Below are 19,268 nucleotides of genomic sequence, written 5' to 3' on the forward strand. Positions count from 1 at the left end.
CGCGAACCCGAAGAAGCTCGTGGCGCAGCCTACAAAATCAGCATCGCCCGGAAGTCATTGACATTGGTATTCGTCGGCCCGGTGATGACCAGATCACCCAGCAGCTCAAAGTAGCCATAGGCGTCGTTGCGGTCCAGGTACTGGTTCAGCTTCATGCCCTGCGCCAGCGCCCGTTCCAGGGTGTCGGGTGCGACGAACGCGCCGGCGTTGTCTTCCACACCGTCAATGCCATCGGTGTCGGCGGCCAGCGCATACACGCCCGGTTGTCCCTGCAGCCCCAGCGCCAGCCCCATGCAGAATTCGCCGGCCCGCCCGCCCCTGCCTTTGGGGGTACCGTCGGGCTGCTTTTTGATGGTGACGGTGGTTTCGCCGCCGCTCAGAATCACACAGGGTTTCTGGAAAGGCTGGCCCTTGAGCGCCACCGCGCGGGCCAGCGCCGCATGCACCTTGCCGACTTCGCGCGACTCGCCTTCCATTTCATCGCTGAGGATGTAGGCCGCCAGCCCCGCATCCCTGGCTACCGCGGCGGCGGCTTCGAGGCTTTGCTGCGGCGTGGCAATCATGTGGACCTCATGGCCGTTGAAGGCCGCATCGCCGGGCTTGGGCGTTTCGAGCGCGCCCTGCTCCAGCAGGCTCATGAGCCCGCCCGGGATCGCGATGCCGTAGCGCGCGAGGATGGCCACAGCCTCGGCGCAGGTGCTGGCATCAGGCACGGTCGGGCCGCTGGCGATGATCGACGGGTCGTCGCCCGGCACGTCGCTGATGGTGAGCGTGACCACACGCGCCGGCGCGCAGGCCGCGGCCAGCCGCCCGCCCTTGATGCGCGACAGGTGCTTGCGCACACAGTTCATCTCGCCAATGTTGGCGCCGCTGTTCAGCAGGTCCTTGTTGATGCGCTGCTTTTCTTCCAGCGTGAGGCCCTCGGCGGGCAAGGTCAAAAGAGACGAGCCGCCACCGGAGATCAGGCACAGCACCAGGTCGTCGGCGGTCAGGCCCTGCGTCATGGCCAGGATGCGCTGCGCAGCCGCCAGGCCCGCCGCATCGGGCACCGGGTGCGCCGCCTCGACCAGTTCGATGCACTGCTTCAAGCCCGCAGGTCGCGGCGGGATATGGTGGTAGCGCGTGACCACCAGGCCCTCCAGCGGTGCATCGGCGGGCCAGAGGGCCTCGACCGCCTGCACCATGGAGCCCCCGGCCTTGCCGGCGCCCAGGACAATCGTCCGGCCCTTGGGCGGCTTGGGCAGCCACGCGGCCGTGTTGTGCAAAGGCAGCGCACGTTGCACTGCCGCGTGGTAGAGATGCTCCAGAAACTGGCGCGGCTGGGAGGCGGGGTTGGGTGCGGTCATTCGGATGTCTCTTGCGGGTTATTGGAAGGCAGTTGATTGAACAGCGCTGCTTTCCGGCACTGCTCGCTGTCCCGCCCAGACCGTCATTGTGCCGCCGTAACTCGCCTGTAACACCGCACCACGGTTAAAAGTGAATTACCCCGCGCTAGTGTGGTGTTGCATGCTTGACGGTACAAATAAAACCGATGGATTTTTGTTCAGGACAAGGCGCAAACCACAGCAATAGCCCCGCTATTGCGCGGATTTGCAACGCCGTCATGGACGAAAAGACGCGGTTTTATGTACCGGATAGCGTGCAACACCACACTAGCCATCCCCCCAGCAAAAAGCGCCCTCCGGGGGGCCGACGCCAGCGGCCGGCCCGGCCTACTTCTTGCCCAGACCCAGCCGCTGCGCGCCCTCGGTGTACAGGCGCACCTTGTCTTTCATGAAGGCGTCCATCTGATCGGCGCCGACATTGACCAGCTCGAACCCGCTCCTGGCCGCGAGCTCCTTCATTTCAGGGTCGTTGTTCATGGCGGCCCAGAGGTCCGAGAGGCGCTTGCGCGCTTCGGGCGGGGTTGACTTGGGCACACCGATGCCGCGGTAGGCGCCATCGACCCAGTCCACACCGAGCTCCTTGAAGGTGGGCACCTCGGGCATCAGCGGGTGGCGCTTTTCCATGGCCACGGCCAGCGGCCGCAAGCGGGTCTTGTTGCTGATGGCAAACGGCGTGTAGGTCATGGCACCGTCGACCTGGGAACCGATCACCGCCGTGGCCATGTCGCCTGTGCCCTTGTAGGGGATGTAGTTGGTCTTGACGCCGAAAGCCGCATTCAGGCGTTCGTGCGCCGCATGGTTGGCCGAGTTCAGGCCCGAGCCGCCCAGGCTGAGCTGGCCGGGTTTGGCCTTGGCCGCTCTGAGGAAATCGGCAAAAGTCTTGATCGGACTGGACTCGGGCACCACGAGAATGTCGGGCGTGTAGTGGAACCAGAACACCGGCGTGATGTCCTGCGTCTTGTACTGCACCTGTCCCTCCAGCGGCTGGAACACGATATGCGGCAGGTTGATGCCAACCACGTTGAGCCCGTCGCCGGGCAACTGGTTCATCTGGCCCCACATCAGCCCGCCGCCCGCACCGGCCTTGTACTGGATGATGGTGTCAATCGCAGGGCATTTCTTCTTCAGCACAACCTGTTGGTGGCGTGCCGACAGGTCGGACTCGCCGCCTGGCGGAAAGGCCTGCCAGTACAGCACGTTCTTGTCGAGGCAACCGGGCCCGGCGGCCGCCGGAGCGCCTTGCGCCAGGGCCAGTGGGGCTAGCAAGGCCAGGCCGATTGCACTTAAAAGCTGCTTCATGGTTTGTCTCCTGTGGGTTATTGCCGTCTCGTCATCCATCAGGCCAGTCGGGCCCTTACCGTCTGGTCTGTCAGGCCCGTCACGCCGCCTGGCGCACCGGGGCCGCAGCAAAGCGCGCGCAGACGGCTTCGGTGACCTGTGCCATCGTGGCCTTGCCGCCGAGGTCGCCGGTATGCAGCGCCGGGTTGGCGGTGATGGCTTCCACCGCCTCCATCAGCACCCTGGCGGCCTCATGCTCCCCGAGGTGCTCGAGCATCATCACGCAGGACCAGAAGGTGCCCACCGGGTTGGCAAGGCCCTTGCCCATGATGTCGAAGGCCGAGCCGTGAATCGGCTCGAACATCGACGGATAGCGGCGTTCGGGGTCAATGTTGCCGGTGGGCGCAATGCCCAGGCTGCCGGCCAGCGCGGCGGCCAGGTCGCTCAGGATGTCGGCATGCAGGTTGGTCGCAACAATCGTGTCGAGCGAGGCCGGGCGGTTGATCATGCGCGCCGTCGAGGCATCCACCAGTTCCTTGTCCCATTTGACATCCGGAAACTCTTTGGAGATCTGCAGGGCGATCTCGTCCCACATCACCATGGCATGGCGCTGGGCATTGGACTTGGTGATCACGGTCAGCAGCTTGCGGGGGCGCGACTGCGCCAGCTTGAAGGCAAAACGCATGATGCGCTCCACACCGGCGCGCGTCATCATGGAGACGTCCGTCGCCACTTCGATGGGATGGCCCTGGTGGGCGCGGCCGCCGACGCCCGAATACTCGCCCTCGGAGTTTTCGCGCACGATGACCCAGTTCAGGTCTTCGGCCTTGCAGCGCTTCAGGGGGCCGTCGATGCCCGGCAGGATGCGCGTGGGGCGCACGTTGGCATACTGGTCAAAGCCCTGGCAGATCTTCAGGCGCAGGCCCCAGAGCGTGATGTGGTCCGGGATGTGCGGGTCGCCGGCGGAGCCGAACAAAATCGCGTCCATGCCACGCAGCGCATCCAGGCCGTTGTCCGGCATCATCACGCCGTGCTGGCGGAAATAGTCACCGCCCCAGTCGAACGAGGTGAAATCGAATTTGAACTTGCTCTGCGTGGCGGCCAGCGCTTGCAGCACGGTCTGGCCGGCCGGCACCACTTCCTTGCCGATGCCGTCACCGGGAATACACGCGATCTTGTAGGTTTTCATGAAATGTCCTGGGCTGTTGTGAGTTGTCCTGCCGACAACTTTAACGACTGCCCATCGCGTATAAAACATTTCAGGTTATGTCATTATTGCCTTCAAGTTAACAATCATTGGACTCCGTTTCGGCAGCCTCAGGCGGGGTTTCCTCCCCGGATCAACACCGCCATCAGCGAACGGCGGGTATCCACCAAAAACAGCTCCGCACGCAGAGGCAGACCGCGCTGTGGCGGTCATGCCGGCCCGATCACTGCCGGATACGCCCGGCCTCGGTGACGATGGTTAGTTCCACAAACCTTGAGCCGGACCGCATGCCCGGCTTGAAGCCGACCTTGTAGCCGCCCAGGTCGAGGTCCAGGCCGTCGAGCGCTTTCACCATTCCGTCGCGGGAGACACGGGCGCCCATGCGCCGCACGGCTTCCACAATCACCGTGCCGGCAATGTAGCCCTCCATCATCGCGTAGCTCACCGGCACTTCCAGGTCAGGGGTGCTGCCCGCCAGGTCGCTGAACTCCTTGTTCAACCGGCCTGAAATCTTGTACGGGTTGGGTGTTACCTGGGTGATGGCCAGGCCCTTGAGCTGGGCCTCGCCCAGGCGCTTGGAGATCTGCTCGATGTCTGCCCCCGAATGCGCGAACAGGCGCGCCGTGCCGCCGCCTCCCTGGTATTTTTCAATGAAGGCTGCCGCAGCGGAGCCGCTGGCAACGATGATGATCGCCTGCGGCGCCGCGGCAATGAAGGTGTCAATCACCGCATTCGGGACCTTGGCCGTACCGGCCGCGTAAGCGCCCTTGGCTGTGATGTGCGCGCCCTTGCTCTTCATCACGTCTTCGGTCGCGGCAATCAACGGGACAGCACCGGGGCCATCCTGGTAAAAGAGGCCAATGCGGGTGATACCGACCGTGACGAGATGTTCGGTGATCTTGTTGATCTCATCGCGCAGATTCGCGCGGACGCTGTAGAGCAAGGGCGCCTCGGCCCTGATCTCGTTCACGCGGTAGCCCACCAGCGGGATATTTTCCTTTTCGAGCAGGCCGGAACTGACCAGCTCGCCAATCACGTGGTCGCCGAAATAACCCGCCAGCACGAGCGGGCGGCTCTCGCCGAGCAGCTGCCGGGTGGCGGTCATATTTTCGGCAGGGCTACCGGAATCGTTCTTGCGGACCAGGCTGAACGTATGGCCGTTCACCCCACCCGCCTTGTTGGCCTTGTTCAGGGCCAGCTGGATGCCGGTTGAATAGGCGCGGGCCTGCGAGCCCTCCAGCCCGGACAAGGGGGCCACCTGCCCGACAACAATCTGGACGGCATTGACTGCCAGCGGTGCGGCCAGGGCAGCGGCAACCGCCAGGTGACGAATCAGGAACTGCAAACGCATCATCATGGGTTTCTCCTCCTCATAGGGTGTGGCACGCCAGGCGGACCGAGAGACCGCGGCGACCATCTGTTTCTTGGCTATTAGGCTATTGGGTTATTAGGCCCATCGGATATCGGCACAGGGCAGTGCCCGGCTGCAGCCGTCAGGCGGCAACCGCCACGAATTGAAGCACGGGATCCGGCGATGCCTGTACGTGAAATTACGCAGATGCGCCCGCGCATTGCGGCGCCGACGGTTGCGGATGCGGTGACTGGTCAGCGGATCAAGGCGTCCGGGCACCCGCCTCAAACCACCGCCGGAGCAGCTCACGCTCCGCGTCGGTCATGCCGGTGGCATTGTTCATGGGCATGGCCTTGCTCACCACGGCCTGCTGGTACACGGCTTGCGCATGCCGGCTGAGCTGCTCCGGCGAATCCAGCCGCACGTTTTTCATCTGCACCTGCTCGCCATGGCACTGGTAGCAGCGCTGGGCCAGCACCTTCTGCACCGCTGCATAACTGCCGGCGCCGTCAGCCCCTGTACCGCTTTGGCCAGTCGCCATCGATTCGGTAGCAACCGGATTCATCCAGGCGATCGCGCCGATGATCACCGCGACCCCGGTCAGCGCGTAAGGCAGCGGGTGGCGGTTGCGGCCCAGCTTGTAGCCATGGCGCAGCACAAAGAACTGCCGGATGGCGGCGCCGGCCAGCATCATGAGGATGAGCACCAGCCAGTTACGCGGATGACTCCAGGTAAAGCTGTAATGGTTGCTCAGCATGGCAAACAGCACTGGCAGCGTGAAGTAAGTGTTGTGCACGCTGCGCTGCTTGCCGCGCAGGCCGTGCACCGGGTCCACCGGCTCACCGGCCTTGATGCTTGCAATCACCTTGCGCTGGCCCGGGATGATCCAGAAAAAGACATTGGCGCTCATGGCCGTGGCCATCATGGCCCCCACCAGCAAAAAGGCCGCGCGCCCGGCAAACCAGTGGCAGGCCAGCCAGGATGCGATGCACACCAGCAGCGCAACCAGCGCCCCGACGATGGCATCGCCACTGATCTCGCCCCCACGCTTTTCACTGCGTATCATGCGCTGCCCCCCGAGGGGGCCCAATTTCCTCGGGGCGGCCCAGCGGAAATTGCGCTGGCCGAAGAGCTGGCAGATGCCGTCGTACAGCATCCAGAACACCACCAGGAAAGACAGCGCCACACCGACAGCCGCACCCGTCGACCAGTTCATCAGGGACTTGTCGATCAGGTAGGTGCCGGCGTTCCAGAGATAGGAGATGGTGAAGAGCGCAAAACCCGACAGCCAGGTGCTGTAGCTTTCCCAGTAAAACCAGTGCAGGTGCGCCGGCAGCTGTGGCGGTTGGACCGCGAACTTGACCGGGTGGTAAAAGCCGCCGCCGTGTACCGCCCAGAGCTCGCCGCTGACACCCTGCCGCTTCAGGTCCTCGTCTTCCGGCGGCGTCAGGCTGGAATCGAGAAAGACAAAGTAAAACGAGGAACCGACCCAGGCGATGGCGGTAATGACATGGACCCAGCGCAGCAGCAGGTTGGCCCAGTCGAGAAGGTAATTTTCCATATCTCTCAACCTATGCAAACCTGCTCACCACTGCGGGCGCTGTAAGCAGAAATTAGGCCGCGAACAAAAGAAACAGACTACGTTTCCCGGCTCCGCTGCGGCCTGATGGCGCTAGTTTATCGAGTTTGACGGCCGCCGCAAAATTCGTGCGGCACCGCCTCAGGCCGCGTTGACGGTTTGCAACAGCTGCGCCGCTACAGCGACCGCAATCACTTCCGGTTCCTTGCCGCCGATACCGGGCACGCCGATCGGGCAGGTCACCTGCGCCAACTCGGCCGGGGTGAAACCCCTGGCCTCCAGCCGATGGCGAAACACCGCCCATTTGCTTTTGCTGCCGATCAGGCCAATGTAAGGCAGGTCGGCCTTCTCGCGCTGGCGTTTCAGGCAGGCGGCCACTATATCCAGGTCCTCCGCATGGCTGAAACTCATGATGAGCACGCGCGACTGCGGCGCCAGGCCGGGCACGGCCGCCTGCACCGGCCCGGAATACTCGCACACGACGCGTTCCGGCACCTCGTCGGGGAAGACCTCGTCGCGGCTGTCGATCCAGGTGAGCAGAAATGGCAACGGCGCCAGCACCTGCACCAGCGCATGGCCCACATGGCCACCGCCAAACAAGGCCACCGGCACCAGCCTGCCGGCCAGTTCATCGGCCAGGCTTTGCGCCAGCGCGGGCGCATCATGCGCGCCGACCCTCTCGAAACGAAGATGCACCACGCCACCGCAGCATTGGCCCAGCGCCGGCCCCAGCGCAAAGCGCACCGGCGCCTCGGCGGCCTCTTTCGCCTCTTTCCCTTGCACGCCCTCGGCCCGCAGTTGCGCACGCGCCCTGGCAATGGCTTCGTATTCCAGGTGACCGCCGCCTATGGTGCCCACCAGGGCGTCGGCGAAAACGGCCATCCAGGTACCGGCCTCGCGCGGAACGGAGCCCTGGGTCGAAACCACCCGCACCAGCACCGCCGGCTCATGGGCCAACCGGTCCAGAAAGGCGTCGATGGGCCGACTGATATTGCTGGAAACCATTGGTGACGAGTTGGCCATGTCAGCGGATTAAATTGTGGGCAAAATAGTTACATCAACAACATGAATTCAACAAAGGGCACAAGGAGCACAAGGAGCGCTAGAGGCACACAAGAGACACACCAGGCGACAAGGCACGCCGTACGCGAATACAGACTGAACCCTTACCTTAGCACCACCTCGCACGATTCGGCCACAGAAATGGCGCCCGGCAACATCTCGCTCCCGGGATCAGTCCGGACATACATGGCAACAACAACAAACAATAAGCGCACACCCATCATGAGACACGACACGCCTGACTCCGCACTTCGCCGCCATTGGCTGCTGGCACTCCTCGCCGCTTCGGTGGCTGCACTGCTGAATGCCTGCAAGACCGCCCCCGAAATAGCGCTCCCCGAGTCCCCGAAGGAACCCGACAAACCCGACAAGCCGGTGGCCATTGCTGTTCCTGAGCCAAAAGGCTCGGCCCGAACGTCTTCAGCCAGCTCGCCGCGCGCCTACCGGGAAGACGGCGCCACCCATATTTATGGCCTCAATGCCGACCGTATTTACAAGGGGAAAATGCCGCCGCTGCTCTATGCCATCGGTGTGCTGAACGTGGAGATAGATCGGGCCGGCCGCGTGACCCGCCTGGACTGGATGCGCGCGCCGCGCCATGCCCCTGAAGTGATCGCGGAAATTGAGCGCACCATCAAGGAAGCCTCACCTTTCCCCGCGCCCACGCGGCTGGGCAAGGTGGTTTATACCGACACTTGGCTGTGGCACAAGAGTGGCAAGTTTCAGCTGGATACGCTGACCGAAGGGCAGAACTAGAGCCCTCACGGTCGCTCACGAAGTGAGCGACCGTGGGGGTCACTCTATTTTGAGGTTTTGCGTCTTCACGACGTTGCGCCAGGCGCGGTAGTCGGCTTCGATGAAGTGGCCCAGCAGCGCGGGCGAGCCGGGTGCGGGCTCGACGGCATCGGTCTTGAAGCGGGCGAGCACATCGGGCAGGGCCACCACCTTGTTGATGGCGGCGTTCAGGGCATTGACGATGGCAGCAGGCGTGCCCGTGGGCGCCATCAGCGCGAAATAGTTCACCACATCGATGCCGGGCATGCCGGCCTCGGTCATGCTGGGCACATCGGGCAGCGCACTGGAGCGCCTGGCGCTCGTCACGGCCAGGGGCTTGATGCTGCCGTTCCTGATGAAGGGCAACAGGGCGGGAATGGTGCCGGTGACCAGCTGGATCTGCCCGCCAATCATGTCCATGGTGGCGGGTGCCACGCCGCGGTAAGGAATATGCGTGATGAAGGTGCCGGTGCGCGCCTTCAGCAGTTCCAGCACCAGGTGGTTGACGCCCCCCGCACCGGCCGAGCCGTAGTTGAGTGCGCCGGGCTTCTGCCTGGCCAGCGTGACCAGCTCTTTCATGTTGTTGACCGGCAACTGGGCGTTGGCCGCCCAGACCAGCGGGCCGCTGGCGATCATGCCGACCGGCGTGAACTGGCGCAGCGGGTCGTAGTTGGCGCTGGGCAGCGATGCCGCCACCGTGGTGAACGGTGAGGCCACCAGCAGCAGGGTGTAGCCATCGGCCGGAGCCTGGGCCACATACTGCGTGCCAATCGCGCCGGACGCACCGGCCCTGTTGTCCACCACAAAGGTGGCGTTCATGACTTCGCCAAGCTTTTGCGCCACCAGGCGCGCCATGGCGTCGGTGCCGGCGCCCGGCGCAAAGGGCACCACGATCTTGACGGCGCGGTCGGGATAGGTAGAAGTAGAAATAGAAGGGCCTTGCGCCCGTGCGGCAGGAAGCACCAGACTGGCGGCAGTCCCTGCAGATAACAGCAGGGCTTGGCGGCGGCTCAGGGCGCCCGTGGAGGTGTCATTCATGTAGAACCAAAAAAAGTGGCAACCGGCGGATTGTCGCCGCCTCCCATGACTGCTGCGTGACAGGGCCGCGACAGCAGCCGTGCGGGTTCAGCTTCCGCGGTAGGTCGAGTAGCTCCAGGGACTGACCAGCAGGGGCACGTGGTAGTGCTGGCGGGTATCGGCCACGCCGAAATCCAGCGTGACCTGGTCCAAAAAGGGCGGCTCCGGCAGCAACACGCCCTTCGCCCTGAAATAAGCCGCCACATCGAACACCAGCCGGTAGGTGCCGGCTTGCAGCGTGGCGCTGTCGTAGAGCAGTCCGCCCGGGTGGCGGCCATCGTCATCAAGGGTGAAGCTCTTCACCAGCGTGGCCTGGTCGCCGCGGGTGGTGAACAGCGCGACCCGCATGCCGCCCGCCGGCGTGCCGTGCATGGTGTCCAGTACATGTGTGCTCAGGCCCATGGCGTTCCTCCAGGGTTCAGGGTGGGTGAAAAATGCGAAATGGTTCACCAAAATTGTATACAGTTTTTGGATTTGGGGCTATGATGTCTGCATGGAATCATCCACCACCCATGCCATCGTCGAAGCCCTGACCAAGGCCATTGTGGAGCACCGGCTGCACCCGGGCACCAAACTGGCCGAACAAAAACTGGCCGATCATTTCGGCGTGTCGCGCACCCTGGTGCGGCAGGCGCTGTTTCAGTTGTCGCAAAACCGCCTGATCCGCCTGGAGCCCGCCCGCGGCGCCTTTGTGGCCGCGCCCTCGGTGCCCGAAGCCCGGCAGGTATTTGCGGTGCGGCGCATGCTGGAGGCCGAAATGACACGTGCCTTTGTGCGGGACGTCACCCCCGCCAAGATCAAGGCGCTCAGGGACCACGTCACCCAGGAGAAATCGGCCGTGGAACGCAACGATGTGCCGGGTCGTACCGAACTGCTGGGCGACTTTCATGTGCGCATGGCTGAACTCATGGGCAACGAAGTGCTGGCTCAAATACTCGGCGAGTTGATCTCGCGCTGCGCGCTCATCACCCTGATGTACCAGACCGCCAGCGCCGCCGAACACTCGAACGACGAGCACGCCGAAATCGTCAAGGCCCTGGCGGCTAAAGACGAAGCGCTTGCCGTGCGCCTGATGACCGAGCATTTGCTGCATGTCGAAGAAAACCTCGCCTTTGACCGCAAGGTTCCCACTAACGATATTTCGATGGCTTTGTCATGAATACCTACGATTCCACTGCACCCTATCCCCGTGATTTGGTCGGTTACGGCCGCAACCCGCCGCATGCCCAGTGGCCAGGCCAGGCGCGCATTGCCGTGCAGTTTGTACTGAACTACGAGGAAGGCGGTGAAAACGCCGTGCTACATGGCGATGCAGGCTCCGAACAGTTCCTCTCCGAAATGTTCAACCCCGCCAGTTTTGCCGACCGCCATCTGAGCATGGAAGGCATTTACGAATATGGCTCGCGCGTGGGTGTGTGGCGCATCCTGCGCGAATTTGAAAAGCGCAAGCTTCCGCTGACCGTGTTTGGCGTCGGCATGGCGCTGCAGCGCCACCCTGAACTGACCTCAGCCTTCGTGGAGCTGGGCCATGAGATCGCCTGCCACGGCTGGCGCTGGATCAGCTACCAGAATGTCGACGAAGCCACCGAGCGCGAGCACATGCGCCTGGGGCTGGAGGCCATCGAGCAACTCACCGGCACCCGCCCCTTGGGCTGGTACACCGGGCGCGACAGCCCGCGCACGCGGCGCCTGGTGGCCGATGACGGCCGGCTGGCTTACGACAGCGACTACTACGGCGACGACCTGCCCTTCTGGATGAAGGTCGCGCGCACCGACGGCACGGTGGTGCCGCGCCTGGTGGTGCCCTACACGCTGGACACCAACGACATGCGCTTTTCATTGCCGCAGGGGTTTTCCCAGGGCGACGATTTCTTCACCTACCTGAAGGACAGCTTTGACGCGCTGTATGCCGAAGGCGACGAGGCCCCGAAGATGCTGAGCATCGGCATGCACTGCCGGCTGCTCGGGCGGCCGGGGCGCATCGTGGCGCTGCAGCGCTTTCTGGACCATGTGCAGCAGCACGACCGCGTCTGGGTGTGCCGGCGCATTGATATTGCCCGGCACTGGCAGCAGACCCATCCGTATCCAGCATGAAAGGGAACCTCGCCATGGCCATCACCCTGGAACAAGTCAATCGTGCCTCCCGCGCCGAAGCGATGGAGCTGCTGGACGGCCTGTATGAGCACTCGCCGTGGGTCGCCGAAAAGGCGCTCAACGAGCGCCCTTTCCACTCGCTGGCACACCTGAAACACGCGATGGCCCGCGTGCTGCACGACGCCGGCAAGAACGCGCAAATCCGCCTCATCCAGGCCCACCCCGAACTGGCCGGCAAGGCCATGGTCAGCCAAAGCCTCACGGCCGAGTCAGCCCATGAACAGGACAAGGCAGGCCTCACGCAATGCACGCCGCAGGAGTTTGAAACCCTGCAGCACCTCAACACCGACTACAACGCCAAATTCGGCTTTCCCTTCATCCTCGCGGTGCGCGGCCCGCGCGGCAACGGGCTGAGCAAGCGGCAGATCATCGAGACCTTTGCGCGGCGCCTGCAAAACCACCCTGACTTTGAGCTGCAGGAATGCCTGCGCAACATCCACCGCGTAGTCGAACTCCGGCTCAATGACAAGTTCGCGGCAGAACCGGCGCTGGGCAACGACGTCTGGGACTGGCATGAGCAACTGGCCCAATACAGCGACCCGGGCTACGCCGAAAAAGGCCAGCTGACGGTGACCTACCTCACCGACGCACACCGCGCCTGCGCGCAGTTCATAAGCAAGACCATGCGGGACTGCGGCTTTGACGAGGTGGGCATCGATGCCGTGGGCAACGTGGTGGGCCTCTACAAGGCCGCCACCCCCAACGCCAAAACCCTGCTCACAGGCAGCCACTACGACACCGTGCGCAACGGCGGCAAGTACGACGGCCGGCTCGGCATTTTTGTGCCCATCGCCTGCGTGCGCGAACTGCACCGCCTGGGCCGGCGACTTCCCTTCAACCTGGAAGTGGTCGGCTTTGCGGAAGAAGAAGGCCAGCGCTACAAGGCCACCTTCCTGGGTTCGGGCGCGTTGATCGGCGACTTCAAGCCCGAGTGGCTGGACCAGAAGGACGCCGACGGCATCACCATGCGCGAAGCCATGCACAATGCCGGCCTCCAGCCCGCGGACATCGCGAAGATCAAACGCCAGGCAGACAGCTACCTCGGCTTTGTCGAAGTCCATATCGAGCAGGGACCGGTGCTCAATGAGCTGGACCTCCCCCTGGGCATCGTGACCTCCATCAACGGCAGTGTGCGTTACCTCTGCGAAATCATCGGCATGGCCAGCCACGCCGGCACCACGCCGATGAACCGCCGCCGCGACGCAGCCACCGCCGTGGCCGAGCTCGCGCTCTATGTGGAGAAGCGGGCTGCACACGACGGCGATTCCGTCGGCACCGTGGGCATGCTGCAGGTACCGAACGGCTCCATCAACGTGGTGCCGGGCCGCTGCCTGTTTTCACTCGACATGCGCGCGGCCGTCGATGCGCAGCGCGATGCATTGGTCTCCGACGTACTGGCGCAGCTCAAAACCATTTGCGAGCGCCGCGGCGTGCACTACACGCTGGAGCTGACCGAGCGAGCGGCCGCCGCGCCCAGCGCGCCCGAATGGCAGCGGCGCTGGGAGGCTGCCGTGGAGCCACTGGGCGTTCCGCTGTACCGCATGCCCAGCGGCGCCGGCCACGACGCCATGAAACTGCACAAGGTGATGCCGCAGGCCATGCTGTTTGTGCGCGGCGAGAATTCCGGCATCAGCCACAACCCGCTGGAGAGCACCACCAGTGATGACATTCAGCTCGCCACGGCCGCCTTCCAGCGCCTGCTGGCCAACCTGGCTTTGGAAACCCCATGACCACCACCCATATCAACACTGACATCAACACCGATACCAACATCGACACCGCCTACAAGCAGCTTGATCGCTGGATCGACGAGCACTTCGACGAGGAAGTGCGCTTCCTGCAGGAACTCATACGCGTACCCACCGACACGCCCCCGGGCAACAACGCGCCGCACGCCGAGCGCACTGCCGAGCTGCTGCAGGCTTTCGGCTTTGAGGCTGAAAAACACCCTGTTCCCGAGGCTGACGTCCGGGCCTATGGGCTCGAATCCATCACCAACCTGATCGTGCGCCGCCCGTATTCGAAACCCGGCGAAGGACGCACGATCGCGCTCAATGCCCACGGCGATGTGGTGCCGCCCGGCGAGGGCTGGACCAAGGATCCTTATGGCGGCGAGATCGAAGACGGCAAGATCTACGGCCGCGCGGCCGCGGTCAGCAAATGCGATTTCGCCAGCTTCACCTTTGCCGTCCGGGCACTCGAAGCACTGGGCGCACCGCTCAAAGGCGGTGTCGAGCTGCATTTCACCTACGACGAAGAGTTTGGCGGCGAGATGGGGCCGGGCTGGCTGCTGCGCCAGGGTCTGACCAAACCCGACCTGATGATCGCGGCGGGCTTTTCATATGAAGTCGTGACCGCCCACAACGGCTGCCTGCAAATGGAAGTCACCGTGCACGGCAAGATGGCCCATGCGGCCGTTCCCGACACCGGCGTCGACGCGCTGCAGGGCGCGGTGCATATCCTCAATGCGCTGTATGCGCAAAACGCGCTGTACCGCAAGGTCACCTCTGGGGTCGCGGGCATCAACCACCCTTACCTGAATGTAGGCCGCATCGAAGGCGGAACCAACACCAACGTCGTGCCCGGCAAGGTGATGTTCAAGCTGGACCGCCGCATGATCCCGGAAGAAAATCCGGTCGAAGTCGAAGCCACCATCCGCCAGGTGATTGCCGACGCCGCTGCCGGCTGCGCGGGCATCAGCGTGGACATCAAGCGGCTGCTGCTGGCCAACTCGATGAAGCCGCTGGCGGGCAACAAGCCCCTGGTGGACGCGATCCAGAAGCATGGCGAGGCACTGTTCGGCCAGAAAATCCCGGCCATGGGCACGCCGCTGTACACCGACGTGCGGCTCTATGCCGAAGCCGGCATTCCCGGTGTGATTTACGGCGCCGGGCCACGCAGCGTGCTCGAGTCGCATGCCAAGCGTGCCGACGAGCGTCTGGAGCTGGAAGACCTGCGCCGCGCCACCAAGGTGATTGCCCGCACGCTGGTTGATTTGCTGGCCTGACCCGACGGCAAAAACGCACGAAAAAACTCACGAAAGACCGGGACAGCCGGCAACGGTGAGTTGCCCGGCGCCCGCAGCAGCGACATGGCGCGCGCAAACCGCCGGCACCCGACCGACCGCACTTCCGGTGCCGTGTCACATTGCCACCCGGCGCCGCGCCGGGCGATTTCCAGGCATTTCGCCGACCCGGCGAATCCGTGCGGTGCGAGAGTCACTGACGCCTGAAAGTGAGCCGTCACAGGCGTAATATTTAACTTCGGGCACATGAACCGGGAAGCCGGCGCTCGACTGCATGAATACCAGGAAAGCAGCGAGTCGCCAGTCTTCCAGCCCTCAGGAAACAAGGAGACACACCATGACTACTCCTCTTTCACCGGCTGAAGAAGCGCTGCGCGACGCCGCGCGCGACTACCACCGCAGCCCGGTGCACGGCAAGATATCCATCACGCCAACCAAGCCGCTGTCCAACCAGCGGGACCTGTCCCTGGCCTATTCGCCCGGCGTGGCCTACCCCTGCCTTGACATCGAGGCCGACCCCTCGCTCGCGGCCGAGTACACCTCGCGCGGCAACCTCGTGGGGGTGATCACCAATGGCACGGCCGTCCTGGGACTGGGCGACATCGGCCCGCTGGCAGCCAAGCCGGTGATGGAAGGCAAGGGCTGCCTGTTCAAGAAGTTCGCCGGCATCGACGTGTTTGACATCGAGCTGGCCGAGCGCGACCCCGACAGGCTGATTGACATCATCGCCGCCATGGAGCCCACGCTGGGCGGCATCAACCTCGAGGACATCAAGGCACCGGAGTGTTTCTACATCGAGACGAAACTGCGCGAGCGCATGAACATACCGGTGTTCCACGACGACCAGCACGGCACCGCCATCATCTCGTCGGCGGCCGTGCTCAACGGCCTGGAACTGGTGGGCAAGCGGATCGAGGACGTCAAGGTCGCGGTCTCGGGGGCGGGAGCGGCCGCACTGGCCTGCCTGGACGTGATGGTGGGCCTGGGGGTGCGCCGCGAAAACGTCTATGTCTGCGACTCCAAAGGCGTGATCTACCACGGCCGCCCCGGCGGTTTTGACGAATCCAAGAAACGTTTTTCCCAGGAAACGGCGCTGCGCACGCTGGCCGACGCGGTCAACGGCGCGGACGTGTTTCTGGGGTGCTCGGCGCCCGGCGTGCTGACGCAGGACATGGTCAAGACCATGGCCGCCAGCCCGATCATCCTGGCGCTGGCCAACCCCGAACCGGAAATTCGACCCGAGCTGGCCAAGGCGGCGCGGCCGGACTGCATCATTGCCACGGGCCGTTCGGACTACCCGAACCAGGTCAACAATGTCCTGTGCTTCCCCTACATCTTTCGCGGCGCGCTCGATTGCGGCGCCACCAAGATCACCGAAGAAATGAAGCTCGCCTGCGTGCGGCAGATTGCCGACCTGACCAAGGCGGACATCAGCGAGGAAGTCGCCCGGGCCTATATCGGGCAGGATCTGGTGTTCGGCCCTGACTACATCATTCCCAAGCCTTTTGACTCGCGCCTGATTCTCAGGATCGCACCGGCGGTGGCGCAGGCCGCGCAGGACTCGGGTGTGGCGACCCGGCCCATCACGGACATGGCCGCTTACCGGCGGGAACTGTCGCGTTTCGTGTACTCGACCGGCATGCTCATGCAACCGATGTTCCTTGCGGCGCACGCCATTGCGGACCCGCACAAACGCGTGGCCTTCGCCGAAGGGGAGGACGAGCGCGTGCTGCGTGCGGCGCAACTGGTGCTCGACGAAGGCCTGGCCCGGCCCATCCTCATCGGCCGTCCCGCCGTGATCGAGACCCGCATCGCCAAGGCCGGACTGCGGCTGCGGCTCGGCCACGATGTGGAATGCGTCAATCCCGAGGACGACCCGCGCTTTCGCCATTACTGGGAAACCTACCACCGGATCATGGGTCGCCACGGCGTGACGCCCGACGCCGCCAAGGCGGCGGTGCGCCGCTCCACCACCACTATCGCCGCGCTGATGGTCAAACTCGGCGACGCCGATGTCATGCTGTGCGGCATGGTGGGCCGCTACGACGGACATCTTGAGCATGTGCGCGACATCATCGGGCTCAAGGAGGGTGCGTCCGGGTTTGCGGCGCTGAATGCACTGATGCTGGACAAACGCACCCTGTTCATCGCCGATACCTTTGTCAACGAAGACCCGAGTGCCGAGCAGCTGGCCAGCATTGCGCTGATGGCGGTCGATGAGGTGCGGCGCTTCGGCATCCCGCCCAAGGTGGCATTTCTGTCGCACTCCAACTATGGCTCGTCCAACCGTGCGTCGGCGCGCAAGATGCGGCTGGCCCACGAGCTGTTCACCAGGATGGCGCCCGACGTGGAGTCCGATGGCGAGCTGCATGGCGATGCGGCGCTGTCGGAAGAGGTGCGGCGGGCGTCCCTGATGGAAAGCAATCTGAGCGGGGAGGCCAATATCCTGATTTGCCCGAATCTGGATTCCGCCAACATCCTCTTCAACGTGCTCAAGATGACGGGCGGCCAGGGTGTCACCGTCGGCCCCATTCTGCTCGGCACGGCGGCCTCGGCACACATCCTGACCACCTCGGCCACCGTGCGGCGCGTGGTGAACATGACGGCGCTGGCCGTGGCCAGCGCAGCGGCCCGGCGCTGACACGCACCCTCGGCACCGCGCCTGGTGCGGTGACAGGCACAGCCGGGATTTCCGGGGCCCGCCTGTTTCCGTGCGCCGCGAAAAACCGAGGTCTCCAAGTTTTCCCAAGCTTTTGAAGGTTTGCCGGCGCACGCTGCGCGGCCTGCCGGATTGGCGGTCAACGGCCTTAACCCCCTCCTCTCAAAACTCCCGTTGCGGCGGGAGTTTTGCTTTCCGGAAGAGCTGTCCGCACCGCCTCGGGTGAGCCAGTGAAGGCGAAGTGGGCGAATCAGTTTTTACTTTCCCGGCAGGGATGACTCGGGATAACCCTGAAATGTTATTTCCGCACTTTGCCTACATTACTTGTATGCAAGACTTGTGAGCAATAGGCCTTGCTGTTCAGAAACCCCTTTCGGAGACTGCCATGCCCAAGTTTTTCCGCTCCCTGTTCGGTCAGGTGCTGCTCGCCCTGATCGTCGGCGTGATCGTCGGTTTTGTCTGGCCAGACACGGCCGTGCAGCTCAAGCCGCTCGGCGACGGCTTCATCAAGCTGATCAAGATGCTGATCCCGCTGATCGTGTTTTGCGTGGTGGTGCACGGCATCGCCGGCACCGGCGACCTCAAGCGGGTCGGCCGGGTCGGCGTCAAGTCGCTGATCTACTTTGAGGTGGTCACCACCGTCGCCCTGGCGCTGGGCCTGCTGCTGGCCTTTGTGTTCCAGCCCGGCGTGGGCATGAATGTCGACCCCAAGACGCTGGACGCCAGCGCCATGAGCGCCTATGCCACCAACGCGAGCAAGCTGACCGGCGGCGGCACGGTCGACTTCCTGATGAAGCTGATCCCGACCACGGCGGTGAGCGCCTTCGCCAACGGCGATGTGCTGCAGGTGCTGCTGTTCGCCGTGTTGTTCGGCTGCGCGCTGGCCATGCTGGGCGAGCGCGGCAAGCATGTCAGCGGTTTCATCGAAGATCTCTCCCATGTGCTGTTCAAGACCATGGGCATCATCATCAAGCTGGCGCCCCTGGGCGTGCTGGGTGCCATTGCCTTCACCGTGGGCAAGTACGGCATCGGCTCGCTCAAGCAGCTGGGCATGCTGGTGGTGCTGTTCTATGGCGCGGTGACCATCTTCGTGGTCGTCGTGCTCGGCGCCATCATGCACCTGTCGGGCTTTAACCTGTTCAAGCTGCTGCGCTACCTGCGCGAGGAACTGATGGTGGTGTTTGCCACCACCTCGTCCGACAGCGTGCTGCCGCAGATCATGGCCAAGCTCAAGCACATGGGCATACGCGACTCCACGGTCGGCCTGGTCATCCCTACCGGCTATTCGTTCAACCTCGACGCGTTCTCGATCTACATCACGCTGGCGGCCGTCTTCATTGCCCAGGCCACCAACACGCCGATCTCGATGACCGATCTGCTGACCATCCTGGCCATCTCGCTGGTCACCTCCAAGGGCGCGCACGGTGTGCCGGGCTCGGCGATCGTGGTGCTGGCCGCCACCCTGCAGGCGATTCCGGCCATTCCCGCCATCGGCCTGGTGCTCGTGCTGTCGGTGGACTGGTTCATGGGCATCGCCCGCGCCCTGGGCAACCTGATCGGCAACTGCGTGGCCACGGTCGCGGTGGCCGCCTGGGAGGGCGACATCGACCGCGAGCGCGCCCATGCCGTGCTCAATGGCGAGCCGCACGCGGTGTTCGACATAGAGGACGAGGAGCCTGCGCCCGTGCCGGTGGCCGTGCCAGTTCGTTAGTCCGTT

General features: G+C 64.0%; 15 protein-coding genes. 7 read left to right on the top strand and 8 right to left on the bottom strand.

From position 1 onward, the window contains the following. Positions 1 to 29: 29 nt before the first annotated feature. The 6 genes from AC1DUR_RS17725 to xdhC all read right to left on the bottom strand — a co-directional run bounded on the left by AC1DUR_RS17725 (position 30) and on the right by xdhC (position 7,805). A complete protein-coding gene (locus AC1DUR_RS17725) occupies positions 30 to 1,346 on the bottom strand; it encodes a glycerate kinase type-2 family protein (RefSeq protein ID WP_477721834.1) in 1,317 nt (438 codons plus the stop codon). A 366-nt stretch (positions 1,347 to 1,712) separates the two neighbouring features. Next, complete coding sequence (locus AC1DUR_RS17730; protein WP_477721835.1) at positions 1,713 to 2,684, bottom strand: tripartite tricarboxylate transporter substrate binding protein; 972 nt, start codon at positions 2,682 to 2,684, stop codon at positions 1,713 to 1,715. A gap of 79 nt (positions 2,685 to 2,763) precedes the next feature. Further along, positions 2,764 to 3,852 (bottom strand): tartrate dehydrogenase, encoded by a 1,089-nt coding sequence (locus AC1DUR_RS17735; RefSeq protein WP_477721836.1) that lies wholly within the window; start codon positions 3,850 to 3,852, stop codon positions 2,764 to 2,766. A gap of 241 nt (positions 3,853 to 4,093) precedes the next feature. After that, positions 4,094 to 5,224 carry an ABC transporter substrate-binding protein gene (locus AC1DUR_RS17740; RefSeq protein WP_477721847.1) on the bottom strand — a complete coding sequence of 377 codons (1,131 nt, stop codon included), beginning with the start codon at positions 5,222 to 5,224 and terminating at the stop codon, positions 4,094 to 4,096. Positions 5,225 to 5,483: 259 nt separating this feature from the next. Next, complete coding sequence (locus AC1DUR_RS17745; protein WP_477721837.1) at positions 5,484 to 6,782, bottom strand: urate hydroxylase PuuD; 1,299 nt, start codon at positions 6,780 to 6,782, stop codon at positions 5,484 to 5,486. 159 nt (positions 6,783 to 6,941) lie between these two features. Further along, on the bottom strand, positions 6,942 to 7,805 hold the full coding sequence (xdhC, locus tag AC1DUR_RS17750; protein ID WP_477721848.1) for a xanthine dehydrogenase accessory protein XdhC: 864 nt from the start codon (positions 7,803 to 7,805) through the stop codon (positions 6,942 to 6,944). Between the two features lie 279 nt (positions 7,806 to 8,084). Here xdhC and AC1DUR_RS17755 point away from each other — a divergent pair, with 279 nt between their 5' ends. After that, the gene (locus tag AC1DUR_RS17755) at positions 8,085 to 8,618 is read left to right on the top strand and encodes a hypothetical protein (protein WP_477717975.1); all 534 of its coding nucleotides are present in this window, start codon (positions 8,085 to 8,087) and stop codon (positions 8,616 to 8,618) included. A 39-nt stretch (positions 8,619 to 8,657) separates the two neighbouring features. Here AC1DUR_RS17755 and AC1DUR_RS17760 read toward each other — a convergent pair whose 3' ends face one another. Further along, positions 8,658 to 9,674 carry a tripartite tricarboxylate transporter substrate binding protein gene (locus tag AC1DUR_RS17760; protein WP_477721838.1) on the bottom strand — a complete coding sequence of 339 codons (1,017 nt, stop codon included), beginning with the start codon at positions 9,672 to 9,674 and terminating at the stop codon, positions 8,658 to 8,660. A gap of 87 nt (positions 9,675 to 9,761) precedes the next feature. Continuing rightward, positions 9,762 to 10,115, bottom strand: coding sequence for a hydroxyisourate hydrolase (uraH, locus tag AC1DUR_RS17765; RefSeq protein WP_477721839.1), 354 nt, complete (start codon positions 10,113 to 10,115; stop codon positions 9,762 to 9,764). A 91-nt stretch (positions 10,116 to 10,206) separates the two neighbouring features. On the opposite strand from uraH, the gene AC1DUR_RS17770 reads away from it, so the two are divergent. The 6 genes from AC1DUR_RS17770 to AC1DUR_RS17795 all read left to right on the top strand — a co-directional run bounded on the left by AC1DUR_RS17770 (position 10,207) and on the right by AC1DUR_RS17795 (position 19,262). Next, entirely contained in the window at positions 10,207 to 10,872 is a 666-nt protein-coding gene (locus tag AC1DUR_RS17770; protein ID WP_477721840.1) for a GntR family transcriptional regulator, read from the top strand. Beyond that, the gene (puuE, locus tag AC1DUR_RS17775; RefSeq protein WP_477717979.1) at positions 10,869 to 11,807 is read left to right on the top strand and encodes an allantoinase PuuE; all 939 of its coding nucleotides are present in this window, start codon (positions 10,869 to 10,871) and stop codon (positions 11,805 to 11,807) included. The genes AC1DUR_RS17770 and puuE overlap by 4 nt, the downstream gene beginning before the upstream one ends. A gap of 14 nt (positions 11,808 to 11,821) precedes the next feature. Next, positions 11,822 to 13,597 carry a 2-oxo-4-hydroxy-4-carboxy-5-ureidoimidazoline decarboxylase gene (gene uraD / locus AC1DUR_RS17780; RefSeq protein WP_477717980.1) on the top strand — a complete coding sequence of 592 codons (1,776 nt, stop codon included), beginning with the start codon at positions 11,822 to 11,824 and terminating at the stop codon, positions 13,595 to 13,597. Beyond that, positions 13,594 to 14,874, top strand: coding sequence for a M20 family metallopeptidase (locus AC1DUR_RS17785; RefSeq protein ID WP_477717981.1), 1,281 nt, complete (start codon positions 13,594 to 13,596; stop codon positions 14,872 to 14,874). The genes uraD and AC1DUR_RS17785 overlap by 4 nt, the downstream gene beginning before the upstream one ends. 355 nt (positions 14,875 to 15,229) lie before the next feature. Further along, entirely contained in the window at positions 15,230 to 17,533 is a 2,304-nt protein-coding gene (locus AC1DUR_RS17790) for an NADP-dependent malic enzyme (RefSeq protein WP_477717982.1), read from the top strand. Between the two features lie 403 nt (positions 17,534 to 17,936). Then, a complete protein-coding gene (locus AC1DUR_RS17795; RefSeq protein WP_477717983.1) occupies positions 17,937 to 19,262 on the top strand; it encodes a C4-dicarboxylate transporter DctA in 1,326 nt (441 codons plus the stop codon). Positions 19,263 to 19,268: the final 6 nt, after the last annotated feature.

The organism is Polaromonas sp. P4_F4 (assembly GCF_056401355.1).

What these genes read in the sequence shown, in the direction of transcription:
- AC1DUR_RS17725 (WP_477721834.1), bottom strand. Translation starts at nt 1,346, where the DNA reads ATGACCGCACCCAACCCCGCCTCCCAGCCGCGCCAGTTTCTGGAGCAT.
- AC1DUR_RS17730 (WP_477721835.1), bottom strand. Translation starts at nt 2,684, where the DNA reads ATGAAGCAGCTTTTAAGTGCAATCGGCCTGGCCTTGCTAGCCCCACTG.
- AC1DUR_RS17735 (WP_477721836.1), bottom strand. Translation starts at nt 3,852, where the DNA reads ATGAAAACCTACAAGATCGCGTGTATTCCCGGTGACGGCATCGGCAAG.
- AC1DUR_RS17740 (WP_477721847.1), bottom strand. Translation starts at nt 5,224, where the DNA reads ATGATGCGTTTGCAGTTCCTGATTCGTCACCTGGCGGTTGCCGCTGCC.
- AC1DUR_RS17745 (WP_477721837.1), bottom strand. Translation starts at nt 6,782, where the DNA reads ATGGAAAATTACCTTCTCGACTGGGCCAACCTGCTGCTGCGCTGGGTC.
- xdhC (WP_477721848.1), bottom strand. Translation starts at nt 7,805, where the DNA reads ATGGTTTCCAGCAATATCAGTCGGCCCATCGACGCCTTTCTGGACCGG.
- AC1DUR_RS17755 (WP_477717975.1), top strand. Translation starts at nt 8,085, where the DNA reads ATGAGACACGACACGCCTGACTCCGCACTTCGCCGCCATTGGCTGCTG.
- AC1DUR_RS17760 (WP_477721838.1), bottom strand. Translation starts at nt 9,674, where the DNA reads ATGAATGACACCTCCACGGGCGCCCTGAGCCGCCGCCAAGCCCTGCTG.
- uraH (WP_477721839.1), bottom strand. Translation starts at nt 10,115, where the DNA reads ATGGGCCTGAGCACACATGTACTGGACACCATGCACGGCACGCCGGCG.
- AC1DUR_RS17770 (WP_477721840.1), top strand. Translation starts at nt 10,207, where the DNA reads ATGGAATCATCCACCACCCATGCCATCGTCGAAGCCCTGACCAAGGCC.
- puuE (WP_477717979.1), top strand. Translation starts at nt 10,869, where the DNA reads ATGAATACCTACGATTCCACTGCACCCTATCCCCGTGATTTGGTCGGT.
- uraD (WP_477717980.1), top strand. Translation starts at nt 11,822, where the DNA reads ATGGCCATCACCCTGGAACAAGTCAATCGTGCCTCCCGCGCCGAAGCG.
- AC1DUR_RS17785 (WP_477717981.1), top strand. Translation starts at nt 13,594, where the DNA reads ATGACCACCACCCATATCAACACTGACATCAACACCGATACCAACATC.
- AC1DUR_RS17790 (WP_477717982.1), top strand. Translation starts at nt 15,230, where the DNA reads ATGACTACTCCTCTTTCACCGGCTGAAGAAGCGCTGCGCGACGCCGCG.
- AC1DUR_RS17795 (WP_477717983.1), top strand. Translation starts at nt 17,937, where the DNA reads ATGCCCAAGTTTTTCCGCTCCCTGTTCGGTCAGGTGCTGCTCGCCCTG.